Annotated in this window: 22 protein-coding genes and 1 rRNA gene; 20 read left to right on the top strand and 3 right to left on the bottom strand. The window is 41.5% G+C overall.

The window, feature by feature from the left end:
- Positions 1-10: 10 nt before the first annotated feature.
- The 11 genes from FVA72_RS02915 (at position 11) to tatC (ending at position 10,459) form a co-directional block, all read left to right on the top strand.
- Positions 11-1,387 carry a GntP family permease gene (locus FVA72_RS02915; protein WP_094961394.1) on the top strand — a complete coding sequence of 459 codons (1,377 nt, stop codon included), beginning with the start codon at positions 11-13 and terminating at the stop codon, positions 1,385-1,387.
- A gap of 289 nt (positions 1,388-1,676) precedes the next feature.
- Positions 1,677-2,435: a uridine phosphorylase gene (gene udp / locus FVA72_RS02920; RefSeq protein ID WP_004260826.1), complete on the top strand. Its 759-nt coding sequence runs from the start codon at positions 1,677-1,679 to the stop codon at positions 2,433-2,435.
- Between the two features lie 274 nt (positions 2,436-2,709).
- The gene (locus FVA72_RS02925) at positions 2,710-3,492 is read left to right on the top strand and encodes a tyrosine-protein phosphatase (RefSeq protein ID WP_096865127.1); all 783 of its coding nucleotides are present in this window, start codon (positions 2,710-2,712) and stop codon (positions 3,490-3,492) included.
- Positions 3,493-3,641: 149 nt separating this feature from the next.
- Positions 3,642-4,172 (top strand): DedA family protein, encoded by a 531-nt coding sequence (locus tag FVA72_RS02930; protein ID WP_004260821.1) that lies wholly within the window; start codon positions 3,642-3,644, stop codon positions 4,170-4,172.
- A 107-nt stretch (positions 4,173-4,279) separates the two neighbouring features.
- On the top strand, positions 4,280-5,635 hold the full coding sequence (gene rmuC / locus FVA72_RS02935) for a DNA recombination protein RmuC (RefSeq protein WP_110592463.1): 1,356 nt from the start codon (positions 4,280-4,282) through the stop codon (positions 5,633-5,635).
- 75 nt (positions 5,636-5,710) lie between these two features.
- Positions 5,711-6,466 (top strand): bifunctional demethylmenaquinone methyltransferase/2-methoxy-6-polyprenyl-1,4-benzoquinol methylase UbiE, encoded by a 756-nt coding sequence (ubiE, locus tag FVA72_RS02940; RefSeq protein ID WP_004260818.1) that lies wholly within the window; start codon positions 5,711-5,713, stop codon positions 6,464-6,466.
- Position 6,467: 1 nt separating this feature from the next.
- Entirely contained in the window at positions 6,468-7,121 is a 654-nt protein-coding gene (locus FVA72_RS02945) for a ubiquinone biosynthesis accessory factor UbiJ (RefSeq protein WP_110592462.1), read from the top strand.
- Positions 7,108-8,742, top strand: a complete 1,635-nt coding sequence (ubiB, locus tag FVA72_RS02950; RefSeq protein WP_004260814.1) for a ubiquinone biosynthesis regulatory protein kinase UbiB — start codon at positions 7,108-7,110, stop codon at positions 8,740-8,742. Before FVA72_RS02945 ends, ubiB begins: the two co-directional genes overlap by 14 nt.
- Positions 8,743-8,857: 115 nt before the next feature.
- Complete coding sequence (gene tatA / locus FVA72_RS02955) at positions 8,858-9,139, top strand: twin-arginine translocase TatA/TatE family subunit (RefSeq protein WP_004260812.1); 282 nt, start codon at positions 8,858-8,860, stop codon at positions 9,137-9,139.
- A gap of 3 nt (positions 9,140-9,142) precedes the next feature.
- Positions 9,143-9,688: a Sec-independent protein translocase protein TatB gene (gene tatB / locus FVA72_RS02960; RefSeq protein WP_004260808.1), complete on the top strand. Its 546-nt coding sequence runs from the start codon at positions 9,143-9,145 to the stop codon at positions 9,686-9,688.
- Between the two features lie 3 nt (positions 9,689-9,691).
- Positions 9,692-10,459, top strand: a complete 768-nt coding sequence (gene tatC / locus FVA72_RS02965) for a Sec-independent protein translocase subunit TatC (RefSeq protein ID WP_110592461.1) — start codon at positions 9,692-9,694, stop codon at positions 10,457-10,459.
- 79 nt (positions 10,460-10,538) lie between these two features.
- On the opposite strand, the gene rfaH is transcribed toward tatC, so the two are convergent.
- Positions 10,539-11,033, bottom strand: a complete 495-nt coding sequence (gene rfaH / locus FVA72_RS02970) for a transcription/translation regulatory transformer protein RfaH (protein WP_036958310.1) — start codon at positions 11,031-11,033, stop codon at positions 10,539-10,541.
- A gap of 165 nt (positions 11,034-11,198) precedes the next feature.
- Here rfaH and pepE point away from each other — a divergent pair, with 165 nt between their 5' ends.
- From pepE to fre, 3 genes are all read left to right on the top strand, one after another.
- Positions 11,199-11,924 carry a dipeptidase PepE gene (gene pepE, locus FVA72_RS02975; RefSeq protein WP_004260803.1) on the top strand — a complete coding sequence of 242 codons (726 nt, stop codon included), beginning with the start codon at positions 11,199-11,201 and terminating at the stop codon, positions 11,922-11,924.
- A gap of 112 nt (positions 11,925-12,036) precedes the next feature.
- Entirely contained in the window at positions 12,037-13,512 is a 1,476-nt protein-coding gene (gene ubiD, locus FVA72_RS02980) for a 4-hydroxy-3-polyprenylbenzoate decarboxylase (RefSeq protein ID WP_004260801.1), read from the top strand.
- 10 nt (positions 13,513-13,522) lie between these two features.
- Positions 13,523-14,224, top strand: coding sequence for an NAD(P)H-flavin reductase (fre, locus tag FVA72_RS02985; RefSeq protein WP_110592460.1), 702 nt, complete (start codon positions 13,523-13,525; stop codon positions 14,222-14,224).
- A 225-nt stretch (positions 14,225-14,449) separates the two neighbouring features.
- Here fre and fadA read toward each other — a convergent pair whose 3' ends face one another.
- Together fadA and fadB are read right to left on the bottom strand one after the other, a co-directional pair.
- Positions 14,450-15,616, bottom strand: coding sequence for an acetyl-CoA C-acyltransferase FadA (fadA, locus tag FVA72_RS02990; protein WP_110592459.1), 1,167 nt, complete (start codon positions 15,614-15,616; stop codon positions 14,450-14,452).
- Positions 15,617-15,620: 4 nt separating this feature from the next.
- A complete protein-coding gene (gene fadB, locus FVA72_RS02995; protein WP_094961385.1) occupies positions 15,621-17,813 on the bottom strand; it encodes a fatty acid oxidation complex subunit alpha FadB in 2,193 nt (730 codons plus the stop codon).
- Positions 17,814-17,865: 52 nt separating this feature from the next.
- Here fadB and FVA72_RS03000 point away from each other — a divergent pair, with 52 nt between their 5' ends.
- From FVA72_RS03000 to FVA72_RS03025, 6 genes are all read left to right on the top strand, one after another.
- Positions 17,866-18,051, top strand: coding sequence for a hypothetical protein (locus tag FVA72_RS03000; protein WP_137018885.1), 186 nt, complete (start codon positions 17,866-17,868; stop codon positions 18,049-18,051).
- Between the two features lie 19 nt (positions 18,052-18,070).
- On the top strand, positions 18,071-19,405 hold the full coding sequence (pepQ, locus tag FVA72_RS03005; protein ID WP_110592458.1) for a Xaa-Pro dipeptidase: 1,335 nt from the start codon (positions 18,071-18,073) through the stop codon (positions 19,403-19,405).
- A complete protein-coding gene (locus tag FVA72_RS03010) occupies positions 19,405-20,019 on the top strand; it encodes an IMPACT family protein (RefSeq protein ID WP_094961383.1) in 615 nt (204 codons plus the stop codon). The genes pepQ and FVA72_RS03010 overlap by 1 nt, the downstream gene beginning before the upstream one ends.
- Before the next feature lie 28 nt (positions 20,020-20,047).
- Positions 20,048-21,499, top strand: coding sequence for a Trk system potassium transporter TrkH (gene trkH, locus FVA72_RS03015; protein ID WP_096865118.1), 1,452 nt, complete (start codon positions 20,048-20,050; stop codon positions 21,497-21,499).
- Between the two features lie 60 nt (positions 21,500-21,559).
- Positions 21,560-22,084 (top strand): menaquinone-dependent protoporphyrinogen IX dehydrogenase, encoded by a 525-nt coding sequence (gene hemG, locus FVA72_RS03020; protein ID WP_004260786.1) that lies wholly within the window; start codon positions 21,560-21,562, stop codon positions 22,082-22,084.
- 473 nt (positions 22,085-22,557) lie between these two features.
- Positions 22,558-24,097: ribosomal RNA gene (locus FVA72_RS03025) — 16S ribosomal RNA — on the top strand.
- The last annotated feature ends 2 nt before the right edge of the window (positions 24,098-24,099 follow it).

Raw genomic sequence — 24,099 nt, forward strand, 5'->3', positions numbered from 1 at the left:
GAGATAGCCTATGTCCTATATTCCTATTATTGGCCTCGCAGTGGCCATATTTGTCCTGATCTTCTTAGTATTACGAACGCGTGTTCATGCGTTATTAGCAATGCTAATTGCCGCAGCAATCGCGGGTATATCCGGTGGTTTGACCGCAGCAGAGACAGTGACAGTCATTACAAAAGGCTTTGGGTCAACACTCGGTAGCATCGGTATTGTTATCGGACTCGGGGTAATGATGGGAAGGGTGCTGGAAGTTTCAGGTGCTGCTGAACAGATCGCTTATAGCTTTATCAAATGGTTAGGAAAAAAGCGTGAAGAATGGGCGTTGGCAATTACCGGCTATATTGTCAGTATTCCTATCTTCGTTGATTCCGCTTTTGTGATTTTATACCCATTGGCAAAAGCATTAGCCAAAAATGGTAAACGTAGCATACTAACTTTAGGCGTTGCACTCGCTGGTGGGTTAGTGGTGACACACCACACCGTTCCACCAACACCTGGGCCTTTAGGCGTGGCAGGGATCTTTGGTGTCGATGTTGGCGCAATGATCCTGGCAGGAATGAGCCTCGCTATTCCTTGTGTTATCGGTATTGTTCTTTACGCAAAATGGTTAGGGACTAAATACCCTGAATTTATGCCAGATGAAACGGGTAGTGAAGACCTGAAAGAAGTTCACGCTCGTTATATGGAAGAAAAAGCGAATAAACCATTACCAAGCCTGTTCTTATCGCTTTTACCGATTATTACGCCTATTTTGTTAATTTTCATAAATGCAATTAATGGATTAATTCTTAAAACAGAATCTTTCCAAGGTATGGAAAGCAATTGGTATTTCCAAACATTTGAATTTTTAGGCGCACCCATTATTGCATTATCAATTAGTGTGTTGATCTCTGTTTACACATTAATGCCAAAAGCAACGAAAGAAGAAGTCATCGACCGTATGGAAGAAGGCTTACAAGCAGCCGGTATTATTCTGCTTGTTACGGGGGCTGGTGGTGCATTAGGCGCGGTACTTCGCGATAGTGGCACAGGAAACATTCTTGCTGAGCATGTAGCAAATCTGCCAATTACACCTGTATTGATTCCGTTTATCATCGCGACGTTGGTTCGTTTGATTCAAGGTTCGGGTACAGTAGCAATGATTACCGCAGCATCTATTTCTGCACCAATCATTAGCCAAATACCTGATATTAACTTATTGGTCGCAGCGCAAGCGGCAACCATGGGGTCTCTGTTCTTCGGTTACTTTAACGACAGCCTGTATTGGGTTGTGAACAGAATGATGGGAATTAAGGACGTTAAACAGCAAATCATTGTTTGGTCTATTCCGACCACCATTGCGTGGGCAATAGGTCTAGTTGGTGTCCTCGTTCTTGATGTAATTCTCTAATATAGCGTTACTACTTTTAGTTCTGCCAAATAATCAAAGCGCCCAGCAATCAGGGGCGCTTTTGTCGTTATGTCAAACTTTCATCTATACTGATGACAATGGATTTTAAAGAGAAATAAAACCAATGAATAAATGTGATGTAAATCACTTAATGATGAAATCAAACTTTTATTGTTTTCATTAAAAGTGACATTCATCACTAAAAAATTATGGCTTTATCGCTATATTATAAATAACGATTAATCAGTATTGACTGATTTAATGATGCCATTGTGTAAAGGAGTTTGAAATGTCTGACGTTTTCCACTTAGGTTTAAAGAAAAGTGACTTACAGGGTGCGACCGTAGCGATTGTTCCTGGGGATCCTAACCGTGTTGAAAAAATTGCACGTCTGATGGATAACCCTGTACACCTTGCGTCATTGCGTGAATACACCTCTTGGCGTGGTGAGGTTGACGGAAAAGCCGTCATTGTTTGTTCAACCGGTATCGGTGGCCCATCAACGTCTATTGCAGTCGAAGAACTTGCGCAGCTTGGTATTCGCACTTTCTTACGTATTGGTACAACAGGTGCAATCCAAGAAGATATCAATGTCGGTGATGTTTTAGTGACAACTGGAGCAGTACGCTTAGACGGTGCTAGCCAACACTTCGCGCCATTAGAATACCCAGCAGTTGCCGATTTTGATTGTACCAATGCGCTTTATGCCGCAGCGAAAGATGCAGGTGCAACCGTTCATGTTGGTGTAACTGCATCATCTGATACCTTCTACCCAGGTCAAGAGCGTTATGATACCTATACTGGCCGTGTGATGCGTCATTTCAGAGGTTCGATGAAAGAGTGGCAAGACATGGGCGTGATGAACTACGAAATGGAATCAGCCACATTGCTGACTATGTGTTCTAGTAGTAAAGGGTTACGTGCTGGTATGGTTGCGGGTGTTATCGTAAATCGTACCCAACAAGAAATTCCAAATGAAGCGTTACTGAAGAAAACTGAAGGTAACGTATTAAGTATTGTGGTTGAAGCTGCACGCCGCTTACTGTAGTCCGTGATTTACTGGCCCGTTTACTTGACTTTCACTCGGTTGTGGACAAAAAGTAAGCGGGCTTAGTCCTTTTACATACCTCTTATTTCTCTTCATTTCCTTTATAAATGTTACAATTGTTAATCAATTTACAGGAAATATTCTGATCCTCTTATTCGCTAGATCTGTTATTGTCATAAAAACAATTATCAATATTATGTGCCCTTAAATTGTTCAGGTTACATTTGTTTTATTGCTAACTGGAATGAAAGCTGTAGGGCGAAAAGGAATTATTATGTCAACAACACCTTATCTTCATCCTTCTGTTTTGCCTTTAAAAGGCGGTATTAACTTCCGCGATCTTGGTGGTAAAAAACTCGCTAATGGTGGGAAGATCAAGCCTGGAGTCCTGTTTCGTTCCGGTGCGTTAGACCGATTAACTCAAGAGGACGAAGCTGTTCTACGTTCACAAAATCTTTTCCAAATCATTGATTATCGTGATGAAGCTGAAATCTTAGATAAGCCTGATGTCATTTGGCAAGGCGCGCATTATGTGCATGCACCAGCAAATCCGTTAGCAAAAGAGGTCACAGCAAATTTAGATAAACTTACGCCAGAAATATTGGAACAATTTGACCCGCAAGCTTTTATGTTCCGTTTATATGAATTATTACCACTGAACAATCCTGCTTATCACCAATTGGTCAATTTACTCAAACAGCCAGAAAAAGGTGGTATCGTACAACACTGTGCGGTAGGAAAAGACCGTACAGGAGTCGGGTCCGCATTAGTATTATTTGCTTTAGGTGCAGATTTAGACACTGTAATGGAAGATTACTTACTGACTAATGAAACACTTGCACCATACCGCAAGCATTTACTCGAAGAACATGCAAAAACGATGGACGAAAGCATTGTGAAAAAATTTGAGTATGTCTATTCGGTACGTGAAGACTTTTTAAGAACGGCTCTAAACAGTATTGAAAGCCATTATGGCAATGTTGACCAATGGCTAGAAAAAGATTTTGGCTTAGGAAGGCAACAACGAGAAGCACTGCAGAGTCAGTTTTTGGACTAAGTTTCACTTACAGTAAGATGAGTTGTGGATAATCCATTTTTCCGTATCCACAACTTAGTTTTTCTAAAAATGTTTCTGCTTTGTTTAATCTTGATTTACCACTTTTTCGCTACAGTATTCTGATTATTCCCTAATGAAAGGAACTGACCGTGACACTCAATGAAATTGTCACCATAGTGACGGATTTTACACGCGAACATGAAGTATGGGCGCTTCCTATTATTTTCTTTTTGGCGTTTGGGGAATCTTTGGCATTTTTGTCACTCCTGTTACCAGCAACGGTTATTTTACTCGCGCTTGGCGCTTTGATTGGTGAAAGTAATATTACTTTCTGGCCAATATGGTTAGCAGCAGCTCTCGGTGCTTTCTTTGGGGACTGGCTCTCTTATTGGATTGGTTATCATTACAAAGAAAATGTACGCCATATGTGGCCGATTTCTCGTAACCCACAAATGATTGATAAAGGGCAGCGTTTCTTTGACCGATGGGGTATTTGGGGAATTTTCTTTGGGCGCTTCTTCGGGCCGTTACGAGCCATTGTTCCCTTGGTTGCAGGGATTTGCGCCATGCCACAACGGCATTTCCAACTTGCGAATATTGCTTCTGCGATGATTTGGGCATTTGGTATTTTAGCGCCGGGAGCGCTCGGCCTGAAATGGTTCGCAAGTTGGATAGGCTAAGCTTGCGAAGTGCTTCGCAAAATTTTCTTCGATGGCTAAATTACCTCTGGACACTTATACAGTATCCCATTACCTTACACTAGACTTTGTAAAGTAAGGATTTAACCGTGGATACCTCTCTTTTATATGCTGTTATTGGTGCGTTGAGTGGCGTTTTAGTTGGTGGTTTAGCCTCTTGGTTCTCTATTGCCCAAAAAATTGCGCAAAAAGATCAGGAACTACAACAACTCAACCGCCAACTTGCTGCAAGTGACGAAAAAAACATCCACCTTGCGCAATGGAAAGAAGAGTATGACAGGCTAGATCAAGAATTGCGCACTCAAAGGGATATTAACCGAGAACAAGAAGCTGAGCTTCGTGAGGTAATAACCCGTTTTGAACAGAACCAGCTAGCCAACGAAGAAAAACAGCGAATTTTACAAAATAGCGAACAACGGCTGACAGCACAATTCGAAAACTTAGCAAATCGTATTTTTGAACAAAATGAGCGTCGTGCATCAGAGCAACAACAAAAAAGCCTATTGGCGATGCTGTCACCTTTTCGTGAGCAATTAGAAGGTTTTCGTCAGCAAGTTCAGCAAAGTTTTGGTGAAGAAGCGAAAGAACGCCATACTTTAGCCTATGAAATTCGGCAATTACAGCAGCTCAATAATCAAATGACCAAAGAAGCGGTTAACCTGACACGAGCCTTGAAAGGGGATAACAAAATTCAAGGAAACTGGGGGGAAACTATTCTTACCAGGATCCTCGAAGTCTCAGGTTTACGTGAAGGAAGTGAGTTTGAAACCCAAGTTAGCATCAATACAAGTTATAATAACCGTTATCAACCGGATGTGATTATCCATCTTCCTGAAGGGAAAGATGTGGTTGTTGATGCCAAAATGTCGTTGGTTTCCTATGAACAGTACTTCAATAGCGAAGAGCCACATGAACAGCAACAGGCGTTAAAAAACCATGTGGCATCTATCCGCAATCACATGCGTATGCTAAGCCGCAAGGATTACCATCAGTTACCGGGAATTCGTTCATTAGATTACGTTTTAATGTTTATCCCTATTGAACCTGCGTATTTACTGGCTTTGAAAGAAGCTCCCGAGTTACTTGATGAAGGAATTAAACAGAATATTATGTTAGTTTGTCCTTCGACATTGTTAGTGGCGGTGAGGACAATTAATAATATTTGGCGGTATGAACGCCAAGGGCAAAATGCCCAGGAGATAGCAAATAGAGCAGCGAAAATGTATGACAAGCTGCGCTTGTTTGTGGATGATATGCAGGTTTTAGGCACCAGTCTTGATAAAGCAAATAATACTTACCTATCGGCAATGAAACGCCTTGCCGAAGGGCGTGGAAATTTAATTAGCCAGGCGGAAAGTTTTAAAGAGCTTGGGGTCGAAATTAAACAACCTATCCAGCCCCAATTGGTTGAGCGATCAGATACGTCTAATTGTGCGGAATCTTAGACTTCTGATAGGGTTTTGGCCCAAAGACTGTTACACTTCCTACAAAAGTTTGAATGATAAGCAGGCATAAGAGAAATGACTGAACCAACTAAAGAAACCATTGATTTCGGTTTCCGTACTGTCGGCAAAGAAGATAAAGCTGGCCTAGTAGCGAATGTTTTTCACTCAGTAGCATCAAAATATGACTTAATGAATGATTTGATGTCATTCGGTATCCATCGTATTTGGAAGCGTTTTACCATTGAAGCGAGTGGGGTACGTCGTAATCAACGAGTACTTGACCTTGCAGGTGGAACGGGTGACTTAACCGCTAAATTTTCACGTTTAGTCGGTGAAAAAGGTGAGGTCATACTCGCAGATATTAATGATTCAATGCTAAAAATGGGGCGTGAGAAATTACGTGACCTAGGCATTGTTGGTAATGTTAATTATGTACAAGCCAATGCAGAAGAACTGCCATTCCCTGATAACTATTTTGATTGCATTACTATCTCTTTTGGTTTGCGTAATGTCACCGATAAAGACAAAGCGCTACGCTCTATGTTCCGAGTGTTAAAGCCGGGTGGGCGCTTATTGGTGTTAGAGTTCTCTAAGCCAATTATTGAGCCACTGAATAAAGCTTATGATGCCTATTCATTCCATATACTCCCTCGTATTGGTCAGGCGATCGTTAATGATCCCGATAGCTATCGCTATTTAGCCGAGTCAATCCGTATGCATCCAAACCAAGAAACACTAAAAGGTATGATGGAAAATGCAGGGTTTGAACAGGTGACGTACACTAATATGACAGGTGGAATTGTCGCATTGCATAAAGGGTTTAAATTCTAAGATGGAAGCACCATCAACACATACCGAAAATCAAAATACAGTTTTGTATTCTTTGATAACAGCATTGATGGAAACCACTCTTAACCACATGTTGTTTAAAGAAAAAGTTCTACAGCCAGCTAGAATGCGCTTGGCCGGCAAGGTTATGGCTATTGAACTTAAAGAACTGAATAAAACGTTAACACTCGTTTTTGCTGAAAATCATGTTGATGTGTTAAGCCAGTGGGTTGAGCCTGCGGACTGTACCATTAAAACATCCATCTTTACGCTAGTTAAATTGAAAGACAAACAGCAATTATCTCAACTTATCAATCGTGGTGATATCGTGATTGAAGGGGATATGCAAATTGTACAGCACTGGTCTTCTTTACTTGACTTAGCAATTTGGAATCCTGCTCATTATCTATCACCTTACATTGGTGATGTTGCAGCCGAAGGTCTTAGCAAGTTCTTGAATAAAGGTGCTTGTCTTGCATCTCATTTAGTAAAACGGCAAAAAACGTATATCAAAGACGCAATAATTGAAGAATGGAAGATGGCGCCTAGCCAGCTTGAACTTGCTCATTTTAGTGATGAAGTTGAGCAAGTAGAAAATTCAATGAGTGCACTTGAGCTACGTTTAAGCCAGTTGGAGGAGAAGAATGACACCCGGTGAAATAAAACGACTTTACTTCATTATTCGGGTTTTTCTCTCTTACGGATTAGATGAGTTAATCCCCAAAACTAAACTAACGTTACCATTAAGAATAGGTCGCTTAGGTTTCTTTTGGATTAAAAATAAGCATAAAGACAAAACATTGGGCGAAAGGCTTCGTCTCGCCCTTCAAGAACTCGGGCCAGTTTGGATCAAATTTGGCCAAATGCTATCGACTCGCCGAGATCTTTTCCCACCTGCAATCGCAGATCAATTGTCATTATTACAAGACAAAGTGGCAAGTTTTGATGGCAAACTGGCACGAGGCTATATTGAGGAATCTCTCGAAGGGCCTTTAGAACAGTGGTTTGATGACTTCGATGAACAAGCTTTAGCTTCTGCGTCTATTGCTCAGGTGCATACCGCAACGTTAAAAGAAAATGGTAAAGATGTTGTCATCAAGGTTATTCGCCCTGATATTCTGCCAATTATTAAAGCTGATATTAAGTTAATGTATCGTATTGCAAATTGGGTTCCTTTGCTGCCAGATGGGCGGCGATTAAGACCCAAAGAAGTCGTGCGTGAATACGAAAAAACCTTGATCGATGAGCTGAATTTGCTCCGTGAATCGGCAAATGCCATTCAGCTTCGTCGTAACTTTGAAAATAGCGCCATGCTGTATATACCAGAGGTATATCCAGATTATTGCCGTGAAAACGTGATGGTGATGGAGCGTATCTACGGGATCCCAGTTTCCGATATTACTGCGCTTAAAGCGCAGGGAACGAATATGAAACTGCTGGCAGAGCGTGGTGTTAAAGTCTTCTTTACACAGGTTTTCCGCGACAGCTTTTTCCATGCTGACATGCATCCAGGAAATATCTTTGTTAGTTACGATCATCCAGAGGACCCTAAATACATAGGGATAGACTGTGGGATAGTCGGCTCATTAAACAAAGAAGATAAGCGTTATTTGGCAGAAAACTTCATTGCTTTTTTTAATCGTGATTATCGTAAGGTAGCAGAACTGCACGTTGACTCCGGCTGGGTTCCTTCAGACACAAATGTGGAAGACTTTGAGTTTGCTATCCGTACCGTATGTGAGCCTATTTTTGAAAAACCATTAGCTGAAATTTCGTTTGGGCAAGTATTATTGAATTTATTTAATACAGCACGTCGTTTCAACATGGAAGTTCAACCACAGTTGGTATTATTACAAAAAACATTATTGTATGTAGAAGGCCTAGGACGGCAGCTTTACCCACAGCTTGATCTCTGGAAAACCGCAAAACCATTTCTAGAGGACTGGGTTCATAGCCAAGTAGGGATACCTGCAATTACTCAAGCATTAAAAGAAAAAGCACCTTATTGGGCAGAAAAAATGCCTGAAATACCGGATTTAATTTATGGTGCATTACGGCAGCATAAGTACTTACAATCAAATATCGATCAACTAACTCAGCAACTGAAAAGTCAGCGTAATAAGCAGCGTAAATCTCAGTACCTTTTAGGTATCGGTGCTACATTTATTCTCTGTGGGACTCTATTCCTCATTTCTAATCTCACACCGTTTGGAATTGTATTTATGGTGGCAGGTGCACTGTCTTGGTTGTTTGGTTGGTGTAAAACCGGCGGAAATTAAGTAAACTTTGTTTTGCGACAAGTTTATAAGGCTGTGAACATTTCCGTATTTTGTGTTGGTTGTATATAATAGATCTAATAACAATTGATCCCAAAACTATATAGAGGTATTAACAATGGAATCAACTATTGCAATGGCTGCTTTCGGTAGTCCTTGGCAGCTCATTATCATTGCCTTACTTATTATTTTAATTTTCGGCACCAAAAAATTGCGTTCTTTAGGCTCAGATTTGGGTGAGTCACTCAAAGGCTTTAAAAAAGCAATGAACGATGACGAAAAAGCAAAAGCAGAACAAGAAAAGCAAGATGCTGACTTCGCACCTAAAAATATTACTGAACAACAGGCTGCTGAAAAGAAAGAAAGCCCAGTTGAGAGCAAAAACAAAGAGCAGGGTTAAACCGTGTTTGACATAGGTTTTAGTGAACTGTTGCTTATTGCAGTTATTGGTCTCGTTGTATTAGGCCCTGAGCGGTTACCAGTGGCAGTGAGAACTGTCGCTGGGTGGATCCGTGCGATGCGCTCTATGGCTGCAAATGTACAAAACGAGTTATCGCAAGAGTTAAAGCTGCAGGAGCTGCAAGAAACGCTGAAAAAGGTGGAAGAAAAAGCTAATTTAGAAGCGCTTTCTCCTGAACTTAAGCAGTCAATGGAAGAACTGCGTACAGCGGCACAATCGCTTAAAAGCGATTACCAAGCGACAACCAATGATATTGAAACAGAGTTAAACAAAGCAAAAGAGATCACTGACAGTTACGATAGTGCTGTAAAGGAAGCGAAAGATAATACTCAGCAGCCACCTGAAGAGTCTGATCCAAACCCTGAGCATGCTGCTAAAATGGCGGCTGTTGTTGAGGATGAAAAGCCAGAAGATTCAGTCGCCGTGAAAACAGTAGAATCACTCGATGCTAAAGTAAAAAACTCTAATCAAACTGAAAGTGAAAAATAACACATGGCTGTAAATGATACACAACCACTTATTAGCCACCTCATTGAACTTCGCAAACGGCTGTTAAACTGTTTAATTACAGTTTTAATTGTTTTTGCTGCGCTTGCTTATTTTTCAAATGATATCTATCGGCTGGTAGCAGCCCCTTTGATTGATAAGCTACCAGTAGGTTCGCAAATGAGTGCGACAGATGTGGCGTCAACATTCTTTACCCCAATTAAATTGACAATGATGGTTTCGGTTTTTGTATCGATACCGGTTATTCTCTATCAAATTTGGGCTTTTATTGCACCTGCCTTATACAAGCATGAACGCAAACTCATGTTGCCTTTGCTTGTTTCAAGTAGTTTCTTGTTTTATTTGGGAATGGCATTTGCCTACTTCGTTGTTTTTCCGCTCGCATTTGGTTTCTTTGTTAAAACGACCCCAGATAGCGTTAACTTTATTCCCGATATCAGTAAATATCTTAGTTTCGTCATGACATTATTCATGGCTTTTGGTGCGGCATTTGAAGTACCTATTGCAATTATTTTACTGTGTTGGACAGGCGTGACTACACCCGAATCTCTGAAACGTAAACGTCCTTATATTTTAGTTGGGGCATTTATCGTTGGGATGTTTTTAACGCCGCCAGATGTACTCTCTCAAACTTTGCTTGCTGTTCCAATGTATTTGCTTTTCGAGCTCGGAGTTTTACTATCCAATTTCTATGTTGGTAAAGGTAGAAACCGGCAAGAAGAGGCAGAGGAAGAAGAAAAAGAAGAGTCTTGATTTGCATTAAATTATCTTTAATTTGCAATGCAAAAAGGTGAAAAGCCCTTTAAGAAGGGCTTTTGATTGCTTAAAGCGTTCAATCTGTATTTTTTTTAAATTGCGTATTATCAACCACTTTAGGTACACTTTTATTTAAAATATTCAGTAAAAGAATAGAACGATACTCTCCATTAGGCTCATCAAAAATAGCTTGTACTCCCGCGAAAATACCTTCGGTAATTGTCACTTGGTCGCCATGTTTTGGTATATCTGGTGCGACGGAATAACTAACGGGGGTTTGTTGTAATAGCTCAATAATTTCTTCGGGGACTTCCGTCGGAAACTGGCCAAAACGAATAAAATGGCTAACCCCTCTTGTTGATTGGATGGTTGTCGTATGAATTTCATTATGATCAAATTTCACAAATAAGTAGTTTGGAAACAGGGCTTCTTGCACTGTCACCCTTTTCCCTCTAACCACCTTTTCCATTTCAGTCATGGGCGTCATACAAACAACATTCTGTCGGTTTAAATGCTCCATAGCCCGTTCAATTTGGCCGCGTTTGCAATAAAGCAAATACCATTTTTCCATTTTTTTGAATTCCATCTGACAAAACTATGTTTATGATAACAAATTACGACATAACAATGTGACTAATGAAGAGCAGCACCATATTATTGATATTCTTAGGTCTATATTAACCGAATATAGTCTTATGATAACTGTAATGCAAAAAACAAATCAGTAGGAGACATAATGGATATCTTTTTGTTGAGTAACGGTAAGCTACCAGGCAACCCGGTATGGCTCAGCTACGCCTTACCTCGAATCAAAGAAATGATTGTTCGTAAGAACATAAAGTCAGCAGTTTTGGTTCCGTATGCAGTTCTTCGCGGTTCACATGACGAAAGAGCAGAACAGCTTTCAGATGCGTTGGGAATAAAAGTTACGTCTATTGAGCACTTTTCTAGTCCTGTGGAAGCGATTGAGCAGGCAGAATGTATTCTTGTGAGTGGTGGTAACACTTGGTGGTTGAATAAATGCCTACACGAGAACGGGTTGATAGTTGCGATTCAACGTGCGGTTCGTGAGCGTGGTGTGCCATATATCGGCTGGAGTGCAGGATGCAATGTAGCAACTCCAAGTATCCGTACTACGAATGATATGCCTGTTAGTAATGCTGCAATTATGCCATCTCTGGGGCTATTTCCATTACAAATTAACCCTCATTATATTGATGCTCATATTTCTGGTCATATGGGCGAAACTCGTGATGAACGATTACAAGAATTTTGTGTGATTAATCCTCATGAAGTTGTTGTTGCGCTCAGGGAAGGAAGTGGGTTACAAATTAAAGGTAATGAACTTCATTATTTCAGCGGAAAAGATGAAGGTTTTAAACTATTTCAGCATAATAAAACATTCTCAGAACAATTTGATACTTTACTATTAGAAAAATTAGTCCCTTTTGATTGCCAGTAAAATGGTATACTAAACCAGAAAAAGATTGATTTTTAAGTGCTTTAGACAGCAACTTGTAACCTTGGCCGGACGTCTTATAATGGGACTCCCCCTGTAACAGTAAAAGAAGATAATGAAATACCGTGACCTTAGAGATTTCATCTCGCAACTTGAGAAACAAGGCGAGCTAAAACGCATTACAATGGAAGTCGACCCCTATTTGGAAATGACTGAAATTGCAGATCGCACACTAAGAGCAGGGGGACCGGCCCTATTATTTGAAAATCCCAAAGGCTATAACATGCCAGTCTTGTGTAATCTTTTCGGAACAACTAAACGTGTTGCAATGGGGATGGGGCAAGAAGACATAAAAGCATTACATGATGTAGGCAAATTACTCGCTTTTCTGAAAGAGCCCGATCCTCCGAAAGGCTTTCGTGACCTTTTCGATAAACTACCAAAATTCAAGCAAGTGCTAAATATGCCTGCAAAACGGCTAAGCTCTGCGCCTTGCCAGGAACAAATTTGGGCCGGTGAAGACGTTGACCTTACAAAAATCCCAGTTATGCATTGTTGGCCTGAAGATGCCGCTCCTTTAATTACATGGGGGCTGACAGTGACTAAAGGCCCACATAAAGAAAGGCAAAACTTAGGTATTTATCGTCAGCAAGTTCTTGGAAAAAACAAAGTTATTATGCGTTGGTTGTCTCATCGCGGTGGCGCTCTGGATTTTCAAGAATGGTGCCAAGCGCATCCCGGTGAAAAATTTCCTGTTGCAGTCGCCCTGGGTGCAGACCCAGCAACCATTTTAGGCGCGGTAACACCAGTCCCTGACACATTGTCAGAATATGCTTTTGCGGGGTTATTACGTGGTAATAAAACCGAGGTTGTTAAATGCATATCGAATGACCTTGAAGTTCCCGCTGGCGCTGAAATTATTTTAGAAGGGTATATTGAGCCAGGTGAAATGGCTCCCGAAGGTCCTTATGGTGACCATACCGGTTATTATAATGAAATAGACAGTTTCCCGGTATTTACTGTGACTCATGTGACTCAGCGTCGTGATGCAATTTATCATTCAACTTATACGGGAAGGCCACCAGATGAGCCCGCAGTATTAGGGGAGGCGTTAAACGAAGTCCTTGTTCCCATTCTTCAAAAACAATTTCCTGAAATTGTTGACTTTTATCTTCCTCCTGAAGGGTGCTCGTATCGTCTTGCCGTCGTAACAATGAAAAAACAATATGCAGGACATGCTAAAAGAGTCATGATGGGAGTCTGGTCATACCTGCGCCAATTCATGTACACTAAGTTTGTTATTGTTTGTGATGACGATATTAATGCACGGGACTGGAAAGATGTTATCTGGGCAATTACAACTCGGATGGACCCTGCCCGTGACACCGTGATGATGGAAAACACACCAATAGATTATCTCGACTTCGCTTCCCCTGTGTCTGGGCTGGGTTCAAAAATGGGGCTTGATGCCACCAATAAATGGCCGGGTGAGACAGATCGTGAATGGGGGCGTCCTATCGTAATGACAGAGAGCGTTAAATCTCGCATTGATGATATTTGGGAACAATTAAATATTTTTGACAAAAAATAAGAGGGAAACCATGGCAACTTTAAGCTGTAAAGTAACATCTGTTGAATCTATCACGGATACGGTTTATCGGGTGATTTTGTTGCCAGATGGTCCTTTTCATTTTAAAGCAGGCCAATATTTAATGGTCGTGATGGATGAGCGTGACAAACGACCATTTTCAATGGCTTCAACTCCTCACAATAAAGAAACTATTGAGTTACATATCGGTGCTTCTGAAATCAATCTATATGCAATGGCAGTAATGGATAGAATTTTGGATCAAAAACGTATTGATATCGACATCCCACATGGTAAAGCTTGGTTTCGAGAAAATAGCAGTAATGCCATGATCTTAATTGCTGGTGGGACAGGTTTTTCCTATACCCACTCAGTATTGCTTGCGGCTTTAGCTGAAAACCCGAATCGTGATATCACTTTCTATTGGGGTGGTCGTCAATTGAAACACTTATACGATCTTGGCGAATTACAGGCCCTTAGTGAAAACTATCCTAATTTAAAGATCACACCAGTTGTAGAGCAACCAGATGAACTATGGCGAGGCAGAACAGGAACGGTTCTGAGTGCAGTGCTAGAAGATTTCGGTGACTTATCAGGCCATGATATCTATATTGCAGGTCGTTTTGAAATGGCGAAAATAGCTAGAGAACGGTTTTGTAATGAGCGCGGAGGTAAACCGGAGCAGTTATTCGGTGATGCTTATGAATTCATTTAACCCGTCCTAGTTTGAATTGTAGGGGTGTTGGCTTCATTCATTCGCCCTAGTCACATACTTTTGTATGCTCCTAGGGGCTCATTCACTTGCCGCCTACCTACAATTCGAACTATGAGGGTTAAACTTGTTGTGGATATTTGGCTAGAAAGAGGCAAAAAAACCCCGCCCCTGACTAGGCGGGAACATCGACAAAATACAATGTTTGCGAAAACTAAAAATAAATTGTTAAACTCGTTCGATAATGGTGGCTATACCTTGGCCGAACCCGATACACATAGTGGCTAAACCAAACTGTTTATCGTTTTGTTCTAAATGATTAAGTAAAGCTGTTGAAATTCTTGCTCCTGAGCATCCCAAAGGGTGGCCAAGTGCAATAGCCCCTCCGCTGAGATTTACTTTATCATCTAATTGGTTTTCTGATAGCTTCAAGCCTTTTAGACATGCAATAGATTGTGCCGCAAAAGCTTCATTTAATTCAATAATATCAATATCATTTAAAGTTAGTCCTGCTCGCTTTAAAGCGAGCTCACTTGCTGGCACAGGCCCAAATCCCATGATTGATGGGTCACAGCCAACAACGGCCATTGCGCGTATTTTAGCTCGTGGTTTAATTCCTTGCTGAGTGGCATAACTTTCGCTGGTCAGTAACATCGCAGACGCACCGTCAGATAGAGCAGATGAATTACCTGCGGTCACCGTCCCACTAACAGGGTCGAAGGCAGGGCGAAGAACCGCTAAACCTTGCAAGCTTGCATCAAAGCGAATCACTTCATCATAATTTACTGAAATGAGGTTACCTGTGGCATCATGGCCATTAATTGGAACGATCTCGTTATTGAACTTCCCTTTTTCCGTTGCTAGGGCTGCAAGCTGGTGAGACCTTAATGCAAATGCATCTTGCTCTTCTCGGCTAATTTTATACATTTTGGCCAGCATTTCAGCGGTCAGTCCCATAGCGCCTGCGGCTTTAGCAACTCGTAAAGTCAGTTTAGGGTTGAAATCTATACCATGAGTCATTGGTACGTGACCCATATGCTCCACTCCACCAATGAGTACTGATTTTGCATCACCCGTCATAATTAACCGGCTCGCATCATGTATTGCTTGCATTGATGAACCACAAAGGCGATTTACTGTAACGGCAGGAACCGTATGAGGTATATCCGTGAGTAATGCTGCGTTTTTAGCAATATTAAACCCTTGCTCCAGTGTTTGCTGAACACAACCCCAGATGATGTCATCCAATTCTTTGTTACTTGCGTTTGGATTACGTTCAAAAATCGCATTCATGAGGTGTGCAGAAAGGTCTTCAGCTCTAACATGGCGAAATACCCCACCTTTTGAACGGCCCATTGGTGTACGTATTCCATCAATAATGACGACATTTTCCATAAAATTAACCTCTCGCAACTTTTTTGACATCAATCGCCACTACAGGTGGCTGTGGGTAATATCTTGCATTGGTAGCCGCTTTTTCTTTTAAGCCATTAGGCGCATGATATAGAGGACTTAAATGCTGTAAAGATTCCGTCGTTTTTAAGTAAGACTGGCTGCCTAAGGTATCTAAATAGCAGAACACCCCTCCTCTGAATGGTGGAAAGCCTAAACCATAAACTAAAGCAATATCTGCATCTGAAGGGCTCTGAATAATACCTTCTTCTAAGCAACGAACAACTTCGTTAATCATAGGAGCCATCATTCGAGCAATAATTTCTTCTTTGGTGAAAGTGCGCTTTGTTGGGCAAATAGTAGCAAGTAATTCATCAGCCCTAGGGTCATTAATTTTTTTCGGTTTCCCTTTTTTATCTTTTTCATATTGATAAAACCCTTGGCCATTCTTTTGACCAAATCGTTGTTGTTCATACATCACATCGATGGCATTTTTGCCTTTTTTCCCCATTCGTTCAGGAAAACCTTGAGCCATAACTTGCTCTGCATGAAAAGCAGTATCAATACCAACAACATCAAGAAGATAAGCAGGCCCCATTGGCCAGCCAAACTCTTTTTCCATGACTTTGTCTATTTCTCTAAAGTCAGCCCCATCCTGTAACAGTAAGTTAAAGCCCGCAAAATAAGGAAAAAGTACCCGGTTAACAAAGAAGCCAGGGCAGTCATTGACAACAATAGGGGTTTTCCCCATTTTATTGGCGTAGGCAACAACCTTGGCAACAGTGTTATCAGAAGTTTGTTCTCCTCGGATAATTTCAACTAATGGCATCCGATGCACTGGGTTAAAAAAGTGCATACCGCAGAAATTTTCTGGGCGTTTTAGTGATTTTGCGAGGGTTGAAATTGGAATAGTTGATGTATTTGAAGCCAGTATAGTTTCACTTGTTACTAAGGACTCAACTTCAGATAATACAGCGGCTTTGACTTTCGGGTTCTCAACAACGGCTTCAACGACGATTTGGCTATTTTCCACCCCGTTGTAAGATAATGAGGGATGAATAGATGATAAGGTTGCCGCCATTTTCGCTGCGGTGATTTTTCCACGCTCAAATTGATTATTTAATAGCTTTTGTGCTTCTTCAATTCCTAAGTCTAATGACTTAACATTAATATCCTTCATTAAGACAGGTACGCCTTTACTGGCAGATTGATATGCAATGCCTCCGCCCATAATCCCTGCACCTAATACGGTAGCATGCGTTGGAATATCAACATGTTGTGCGATTTTTTTACTGTTTGACTTAACTTGTTGGTCATTTAGAAAAATATTCACTAACGCACGTGCAACATCACTATGCGCTAGAGGAACAAATGCAGCTGTTTCATGCTTCAAGGCTTCATCACGAGTGCAATTTGCTGCCTTTTCAATCGTATTTACAGCAGTCATAGGCGCTGGATAGTGTTTGCCTGCAACCTTGTACACCATCCCCTTAGCGACATTGAAACTCATCGTTTGCTCAATAGGTTTCAATTGTAGAGGGCTAAGCTTAGGTTGACGTTTTTTATGCCAATTGAAGGCCCCAGCAATTGCAGATTCAATGACTTGCAGCGCTGACTGTGCGAGAGCTTCTGTATTAACAACCGCGTCAACAAGGCCTAGTTTTAAAGCTTGCGAGGCATCGACATCTTTACCCGCAGTAATAATTTCTAATGCGCTATCCAAACCAATTAATCGAGGAAGCCGAACGGACCCACCAAAGCCAGGCATGATCCCAAGTTTTGTTTCAGGAAGCCCAATTCGAGCATCAGGTGAAGCGATGCGAAAATCAGTGGATAAAATGCATTCACAGCCACCACCTAATGCATAGCCATTAATGGCACAAATCGTTGGAACAGGTAGGTCTTCAATGCGATTAAAAATACTATTAGCGTAGTGCAACCAATCGCTTAGTGTTTCTTTTGACGCTTCAAAGAGTGAAAGAAATTCTTTGATATCAGCGCCAACAATAAAAGCGGGTTTATCAGAACGGAAAATTACACCTTGCAGCTCGGTTTGTTGCTCAAGAACAGACACGGCTTCATCAAGTGAAGCAACGGTGTGGGTATCCAATTTATTAATTGGCCCTGGTGAGTTAAAAACCAGTTCTGCAATCCCTTGTTTCAACCATTGAATATAGATAGTGTCACTTTGATAAAGCATTCTGCTCTCCTCTACGTGGTAGTGTTATCTGGTACGACCAGATGAGGTGAGTGTGACTAGAATGTTAATTAATTGCAAACTTTTAATAACAAAAATGGAAGGTTGGTCACAGCAATTAAGCGAAATAATTAATGATTTAAATGATAAAGATATTATATATCAATTGATTAATGATGGTTTGCAACAGAGTGCATATCCGTTAATAACAGAACGTGGTAAGCTTGATTTTTCTAATTAATGCTGAAAGGTTGAAAGAAATGGAAAAACTGACTGCACTCTACGCTGAACACATTAAAACGTTACAAAACAGAACTCAGCAAGTTTTACAGCGCAGCAAATTAGATGCCATATTGATTCATTCGGGTGAACCCCTACGCATCTTTCTTGACGATAGCGACTATCCTTTTAAAGTTAATCCTCATTTCAAAGCGTGGGTGCCTGTTACTGATGTTCCACATTCATGGTTATTAGTTGATGGCGTAAATAAGCCTAAGCTATGGTTTTATTCACCTGTTGATTATTGGCATAGTGTTGAACCACTGCCGAACAGTTTTTGGACCAAAGATATTGAGTTAATCCATTTAAAAAATGCAGATGACATTAAAACCTTCCTAGCAAGTCTACCGAAAGAAAATGTGGCTTATATTGGTTCTGCAACTGCAAGGGCTGAGTCATTAGGGATTTCGCTACATAATATCAATCCCAAACCTGTTTTAGATTACTATCATTATCATCGTTCTTATAAAACAGATTATGAACTTTACTGCATGCGTGAAGCGCAAAAAATGGCTGTAAATGGGCACCTCGCTGCTCTTGAAGCATTTCTCGCAGGAATGAGTGAGTTTGATATTAATATCAGTTATTTACAATCAACCGGGCATCGAGATACCAATGTCCCTTATGGTAACATTGTTGCACTGAATGAAAATGCAGCTGTATTGCATTACACTAAACTACAGCAAACGGTACCGAACGAATTACGCAGCTTTCTTATTGATGCAGGTGCTGAATATAACGGTTATGCTGCTGATATTACGAGAACTTATGCTGCAAAAGGGAAAGATGAATTTGCTGAATTAGTTGCGGATGTCAATACGGAACAGCTCGCTTTAATTGATACAATCAAGGCGGGAGTACGCTACACAGACTATCATGTAGATATGCATCATAGAATTGCTAAGATACTGACTAAACATGATATTATTAAAGGTATTAGTGAAGAGTCAATGGTGGAAAGTGGTTTAACAACGCCATTTTTGCCTCACGGTTTAGGACATCCGCTTGGTTTACAAGTCCATGATGCTGCTGGTTTTATGCAAGATGACAGTGGTACATATCTCGCGGCTCCTAAAATGTATCCATTCTTGCGTTGTACTCGTGTTTTAGAACCTAAAATGGTGTTAACTATCGAGCCTGGGCTCTACTTCATTGAATCTCTATTATCTGAATGGAGAAATGGGGAGTTTAGCCAGCACTTTAATTGGGATAAAATCGAGTTCTTCAAACCTTACGGTGGTATTCGTATTGAAGATAATATTGTGATCCACGCAAATCGTATTGAAAATATGACTCGAGACTTACATTTACGTTAATGAAACCTTATTTAATACCGGCTGAAACTATTTCTTTTACAGAAGAGATCAAAAAAAGCCAATTTATTACGTATTTAGCTCATACAGATGGTATTGAAGCGGCAAAAGATTATATTCAATCAATTAAAACTCAATACCCAGATGCCCGGCACCATTGCTGGGCATTTGTTGCTGGCCGGCCTGATGATTCACAAAAGTTAGGGTTCTCTGATGACGGGGAACCGACAGGAACAGCAGGAAAGCCCATTATGGCGCAACTATTAGGTAGCAACCTAGGGGAGGTTACCTGTGTCGTCGTGCGTTATTTTGGTGGAATAAAGCTAGGGACGGGGGGGCTCGTTAAAGCCTATGGAAATGGTGCCCAGCAAGCATTAAAAATATTACCCACAAAGACAAAAGTACCACAAAAAATCTTTAACTTAGAGTGTGACTATTCATTGATTAATGCAATTGAACAACTGCTTGTTCAAGTGAATGGCACGGTTTTGCACAGTGATTATAATGAAACTGTCTCTTTACAAATTGCAATTCCTGCTACTCTTGAGCAGGAGGTCAATGATAAATTACGCGATGTAAGTCGTGGAGCCTTAACGCTCACGCCAGAATCGGAATAGTAAACAGTTTTATCAAGGAACCTGCCGAATGCATTTTCGTGCAATAACCCGTATAGTCGGGCTGCTTGTCATCATCTTTTCTTTTACCATGGTTATTCCTGGTATTGTTGCGCTAATTTATCGAGATGGTGCAGGGCGAGCTTTTAGCCAGACTTTTGTCACTGCTTTGCTAATTGGCCTTTTTTTGTGGCTACCAACCCGTAATAGCCGGCACGAACTTAAAGCAAAAGAAGGTTTTCTTATTGTTGTTTTATTTTGGACTGTGCTGGGAAGCGTTGGGGCATTGCCGTTTATTTTTTCGGAAAGACCCAATCTTTCGGTAACTGATGCTTTTTTTGAATCGTTTTCAGGCTTGACTACAACTGGTGCGACAACGCTAACAGGGCTTGATTCCTTGCCCAAAGCTATTTTGTTTTATCGGCAAATGCTTCAATGGCTTGGGGGGATGGGGATAATTGTACTCGCTGTTGCAATCTTACCGCTTTTGGGCGTTGGGGGAATGCAGCTATACCGCGCAGAAATGCCGGGTCCTTTGAAAGACAATAAAATGCGCCCTCGTATTGCAGAGACGGCAAAAACATTATGGCTTATATATGTACTACTCACAATTGCTTGTGCGGTGGCTTTATGGATAGCCGGAATGGATGTTTTTGATGCCATTTCTCACAGCTTTTCAACCATTGCTATCGGTGGGTTTTCAACTCATGATGCCAGTATTGGTTATTTCAACAGCCCTGCGATTAACACTATTATTGGTATTTTCCTGATTATCTCTGGTTGTAACTTCGGTTTGCACTTTGCTGTATTAACCGGACGTAGTTTGGGAATTTATTGGCGCGATCCCGAATTTAGAATGTTCATAAGTTTCCAATTTGTCTTAGTGGTCATTTGTACTTTAGTGCTTATGTTTCATTCTGTTTATAGTAGTTTTGGTCAAACGCTTGACCAAGCCTTCTTCCAAGTTGTTTCAATGGCAACGACGGCTGGTTTTACAACGGATAGCTTTTCGGGATGGCCTCTTTTCTTACCAATGCTTCTATTATGTGCTGCATTTGTTGGGGGGTGTGCAGGCTCGACAGGTGGTGGGTTAAAAGTTATTCGTATCTTGTTACTTTTCTTACAAGGTTCGCGTGAGTTAAAACGCTTAGTTCATCCTAATGCAGTCTACACAATCAAACTGGGGCAAAGAGCATTACCAGAAAGAATAATTGAAGCCGTTTGGGGGTTCTTTTCTGCCTATGCACTTGTTTTTGTTGTTAGCTTATTATTGCTGATCGCAACAGGTGTTGATGAGTTTTCTGCGTTCTCAGCAATAGCGACCACACTCAATAACTTGGGACCAGGTCTTGGGACTGTCGCAGATAACTTCACATCAATGAATCCAGCTGGGAAATGGATTCTAGTGGTGACTATGTTATTTGGGCGCTTAGAGGTTTTCACTTTATTAGTGTTACTGACTCCCACTTTTTGGCGTGAATAGTCGAGCGCAACTAATAAATAATATTACCTATATAGAAATGATAATAATCTAGGAACAATAATGAGCTATTTACTTTTACATTCCAGTACGGATGGGCAAACTAAAAAAATTATTTTAAAAATAGCAGAACAACTGAGGAATTCAGGTCGTGAATGCGATATTCGTGATTTAAATACTGACCAACAGCTTAATTTATCAGGTTACGATAAAGTATTGGTAGGAGCATCCATTCGTTATGGGCATTTCAATAAAAAACTACAACGTTTTGTGACCTCCCATCAAAATCAATTGAACTCAATGAAAACAGGTTTTTTTGCTGTAAATTTGACGGCAAGAAAAGAAGGTAAGAATACAGTAGAAACTAACGCATATACGCGGAAGTTTTTAGAAGCGTGCCCTTGGAAGCCAACATTGAAATCTGTTTTTGCCGGAGCACTGTTTTACCCTCGTTATACATGGTTTGATAGAATGATGATCCGCCTAATTATGAAAATGACAGATGGCCCAACCGACCCAAAAACAGAAGTTGAATATACTAATTGGGAAAAGGTAGCCGAATTCGCAACTGAATTTGATAGTTTGTAGGTCGTAATTTCAACAAAATGTAGTTATTTTATGTTTTTTGTTTAATAAATCATCGCTTGGTAAAATAAATCAAAAAAACACTTGCGAGAATTTTTCGACTCCCTATAATGCGCATCCGTTGTCACGACAAACCGGTTAGAAGAAAACTTCGTAACCCAGTGATAACAGAGGTGAGAAAGAAAAAAGTTGAAAATAAACGCTTGACTTTCTAAATAAAAAACGTATTATACGACACCTCGCGACAACGACCTGATTCACGGAATCCGGTTCAAAAATCGAAAGATTCAGTCGCAACGCTCTTTAACAATTTATCAGACAATCTGTGTGGGCACTCACAGGACACTATCAAAAAAATATTTGATTTTAAGTCTTGAAGAGTGACTAACACGTTAATTCATATATATGAACTAATAGGTAATATGTTTTCGCAAGAAGACATACGACAGTAAACATTCTTTGAGCATCAAGCTTTTTAATTGAAGAGTTTGATCATGGCTCAGATTGAACGCTGGCGGCAGGCCTAACACATGCAAGTCGAGCGGTAACAGGGGAAGCTTGCTTCCCGCTGACGAGCGGCGGACGGGTGAGTAATGTATGGGGATCTGCCCGATAGAGGGGGATAACTACTGGAAACGGTAGCTAATACCGCATAATCTCTCAGGAGCAAAGCAGGGGAACTTCGGTCCTTGCGCTATCGGATGAACCCATATGGGATTAGCTAGTAGGTGAGGTAATGGCTCACCTAGGCGACGATCCCTAGCTGGTCTGAGAGGATGATCAGCCACACTGGGACTGAGACACGGCCCAGACTCCTACGGGAGGCAGCAGTGGGGAATATTGCACAATGGGCGCAAGCCTGATGCAGCCATGCCGCGTGTATGAAGAAGGCCCTAGGGTTGTAAAGTACTTTCAGTCGGGAGGAAGGCGTTGATGCTAATATCATCAACGATTGACGTTACCGACAGAAGAAGCACCGGCTAACTCCGTGCCAGCAGCCGCGGTAATACGGAGGGTGCAAGCGTTAATCGGAATTACTGGGCGTAAAGCGCACGCAGGCGGTTGATTAAGTTAGATGTGAAATCCCCGGGCTTAACCTGGGAATGGCATCTAAGACTGGTCAGCTAGAGTCTTGTAGAGGGGGGTAGAATTCCATGTGTAGCGGTGAAATGCGTAGAGATGTGGAGGAATACCGGTGGCGAAGGCGGCCCCCTGGACAAAGACTGACGCTCAGGTGCGAAAGCGTGGGGAGCAAACAGGATTAGATACCCTGGTAGTCCACGCTGTAAACGATGTCGATTTGAAGGTTGTTCCCTAGAGGAGTGGCTTTCGGAGCTAACGCGTTAAATCGACCGCCTGGGGAGTACGGCCGCAAGGTTAAAACTCAAATGAATTGACGGGGGCCCGCACAAGCGGTGGAGCATGTGGTTTAATTCGATGCAACGCGAAGAACCTTACCTACTCTTGACATCCAGAGAATTTAGCAGAGATGCTTTAGTGCCTTCGGGAACTCTGAGACAGGTGCTGCATGGCTGTCGTCAGCTCGTGTTGTGAAATGTTGGGTTAAGTCCCGCAACGAGCGCAACCCTTATCCTTTGTTGCCAGCGATTCGGTCGGGAACTCAAAGGAGACTGCCGGTGATAAACCGGAGGAAGGTGGGGATGACGTCAAGTCATCATGGCCCTTACGAGTAGGGCTACACACGTGCTACAATGGCGTATACAAAGAGAAGCGACCTCGCGAGAGCAAGCGGAACTCATAAAGTACGTCGTAGTCCGGATTGGAGTCTGCAACTCGACTCCATGAAGTCGGAATCGCTAGTAATCGTAGATCAGAATGCTACGGTGAATACGTTCCCGGGCCTTGTACACACCGCCCGTCACACCATGGGAGTGGGTTGCAAAAGAAGTAGGTAGCTTAACCTTCGGGAGGGCGCTTACCACTTTGTGATTCATGACTGGGGTGAAGTCGTAACAAGGTAACCGTAGGGGAACCTGCGGTTGGATCACCTCCTTACC

Source organism: Providencia sp. PROV061 (assembly GCF_011045655.1).
Classification (GTDB): domain Bacteria; phylum Pseudomonadota; class Gammaproteobacteria; order Enterobacterales; family Enterobacteriaceae; genus Providencia; species Providencia hangzhouensis.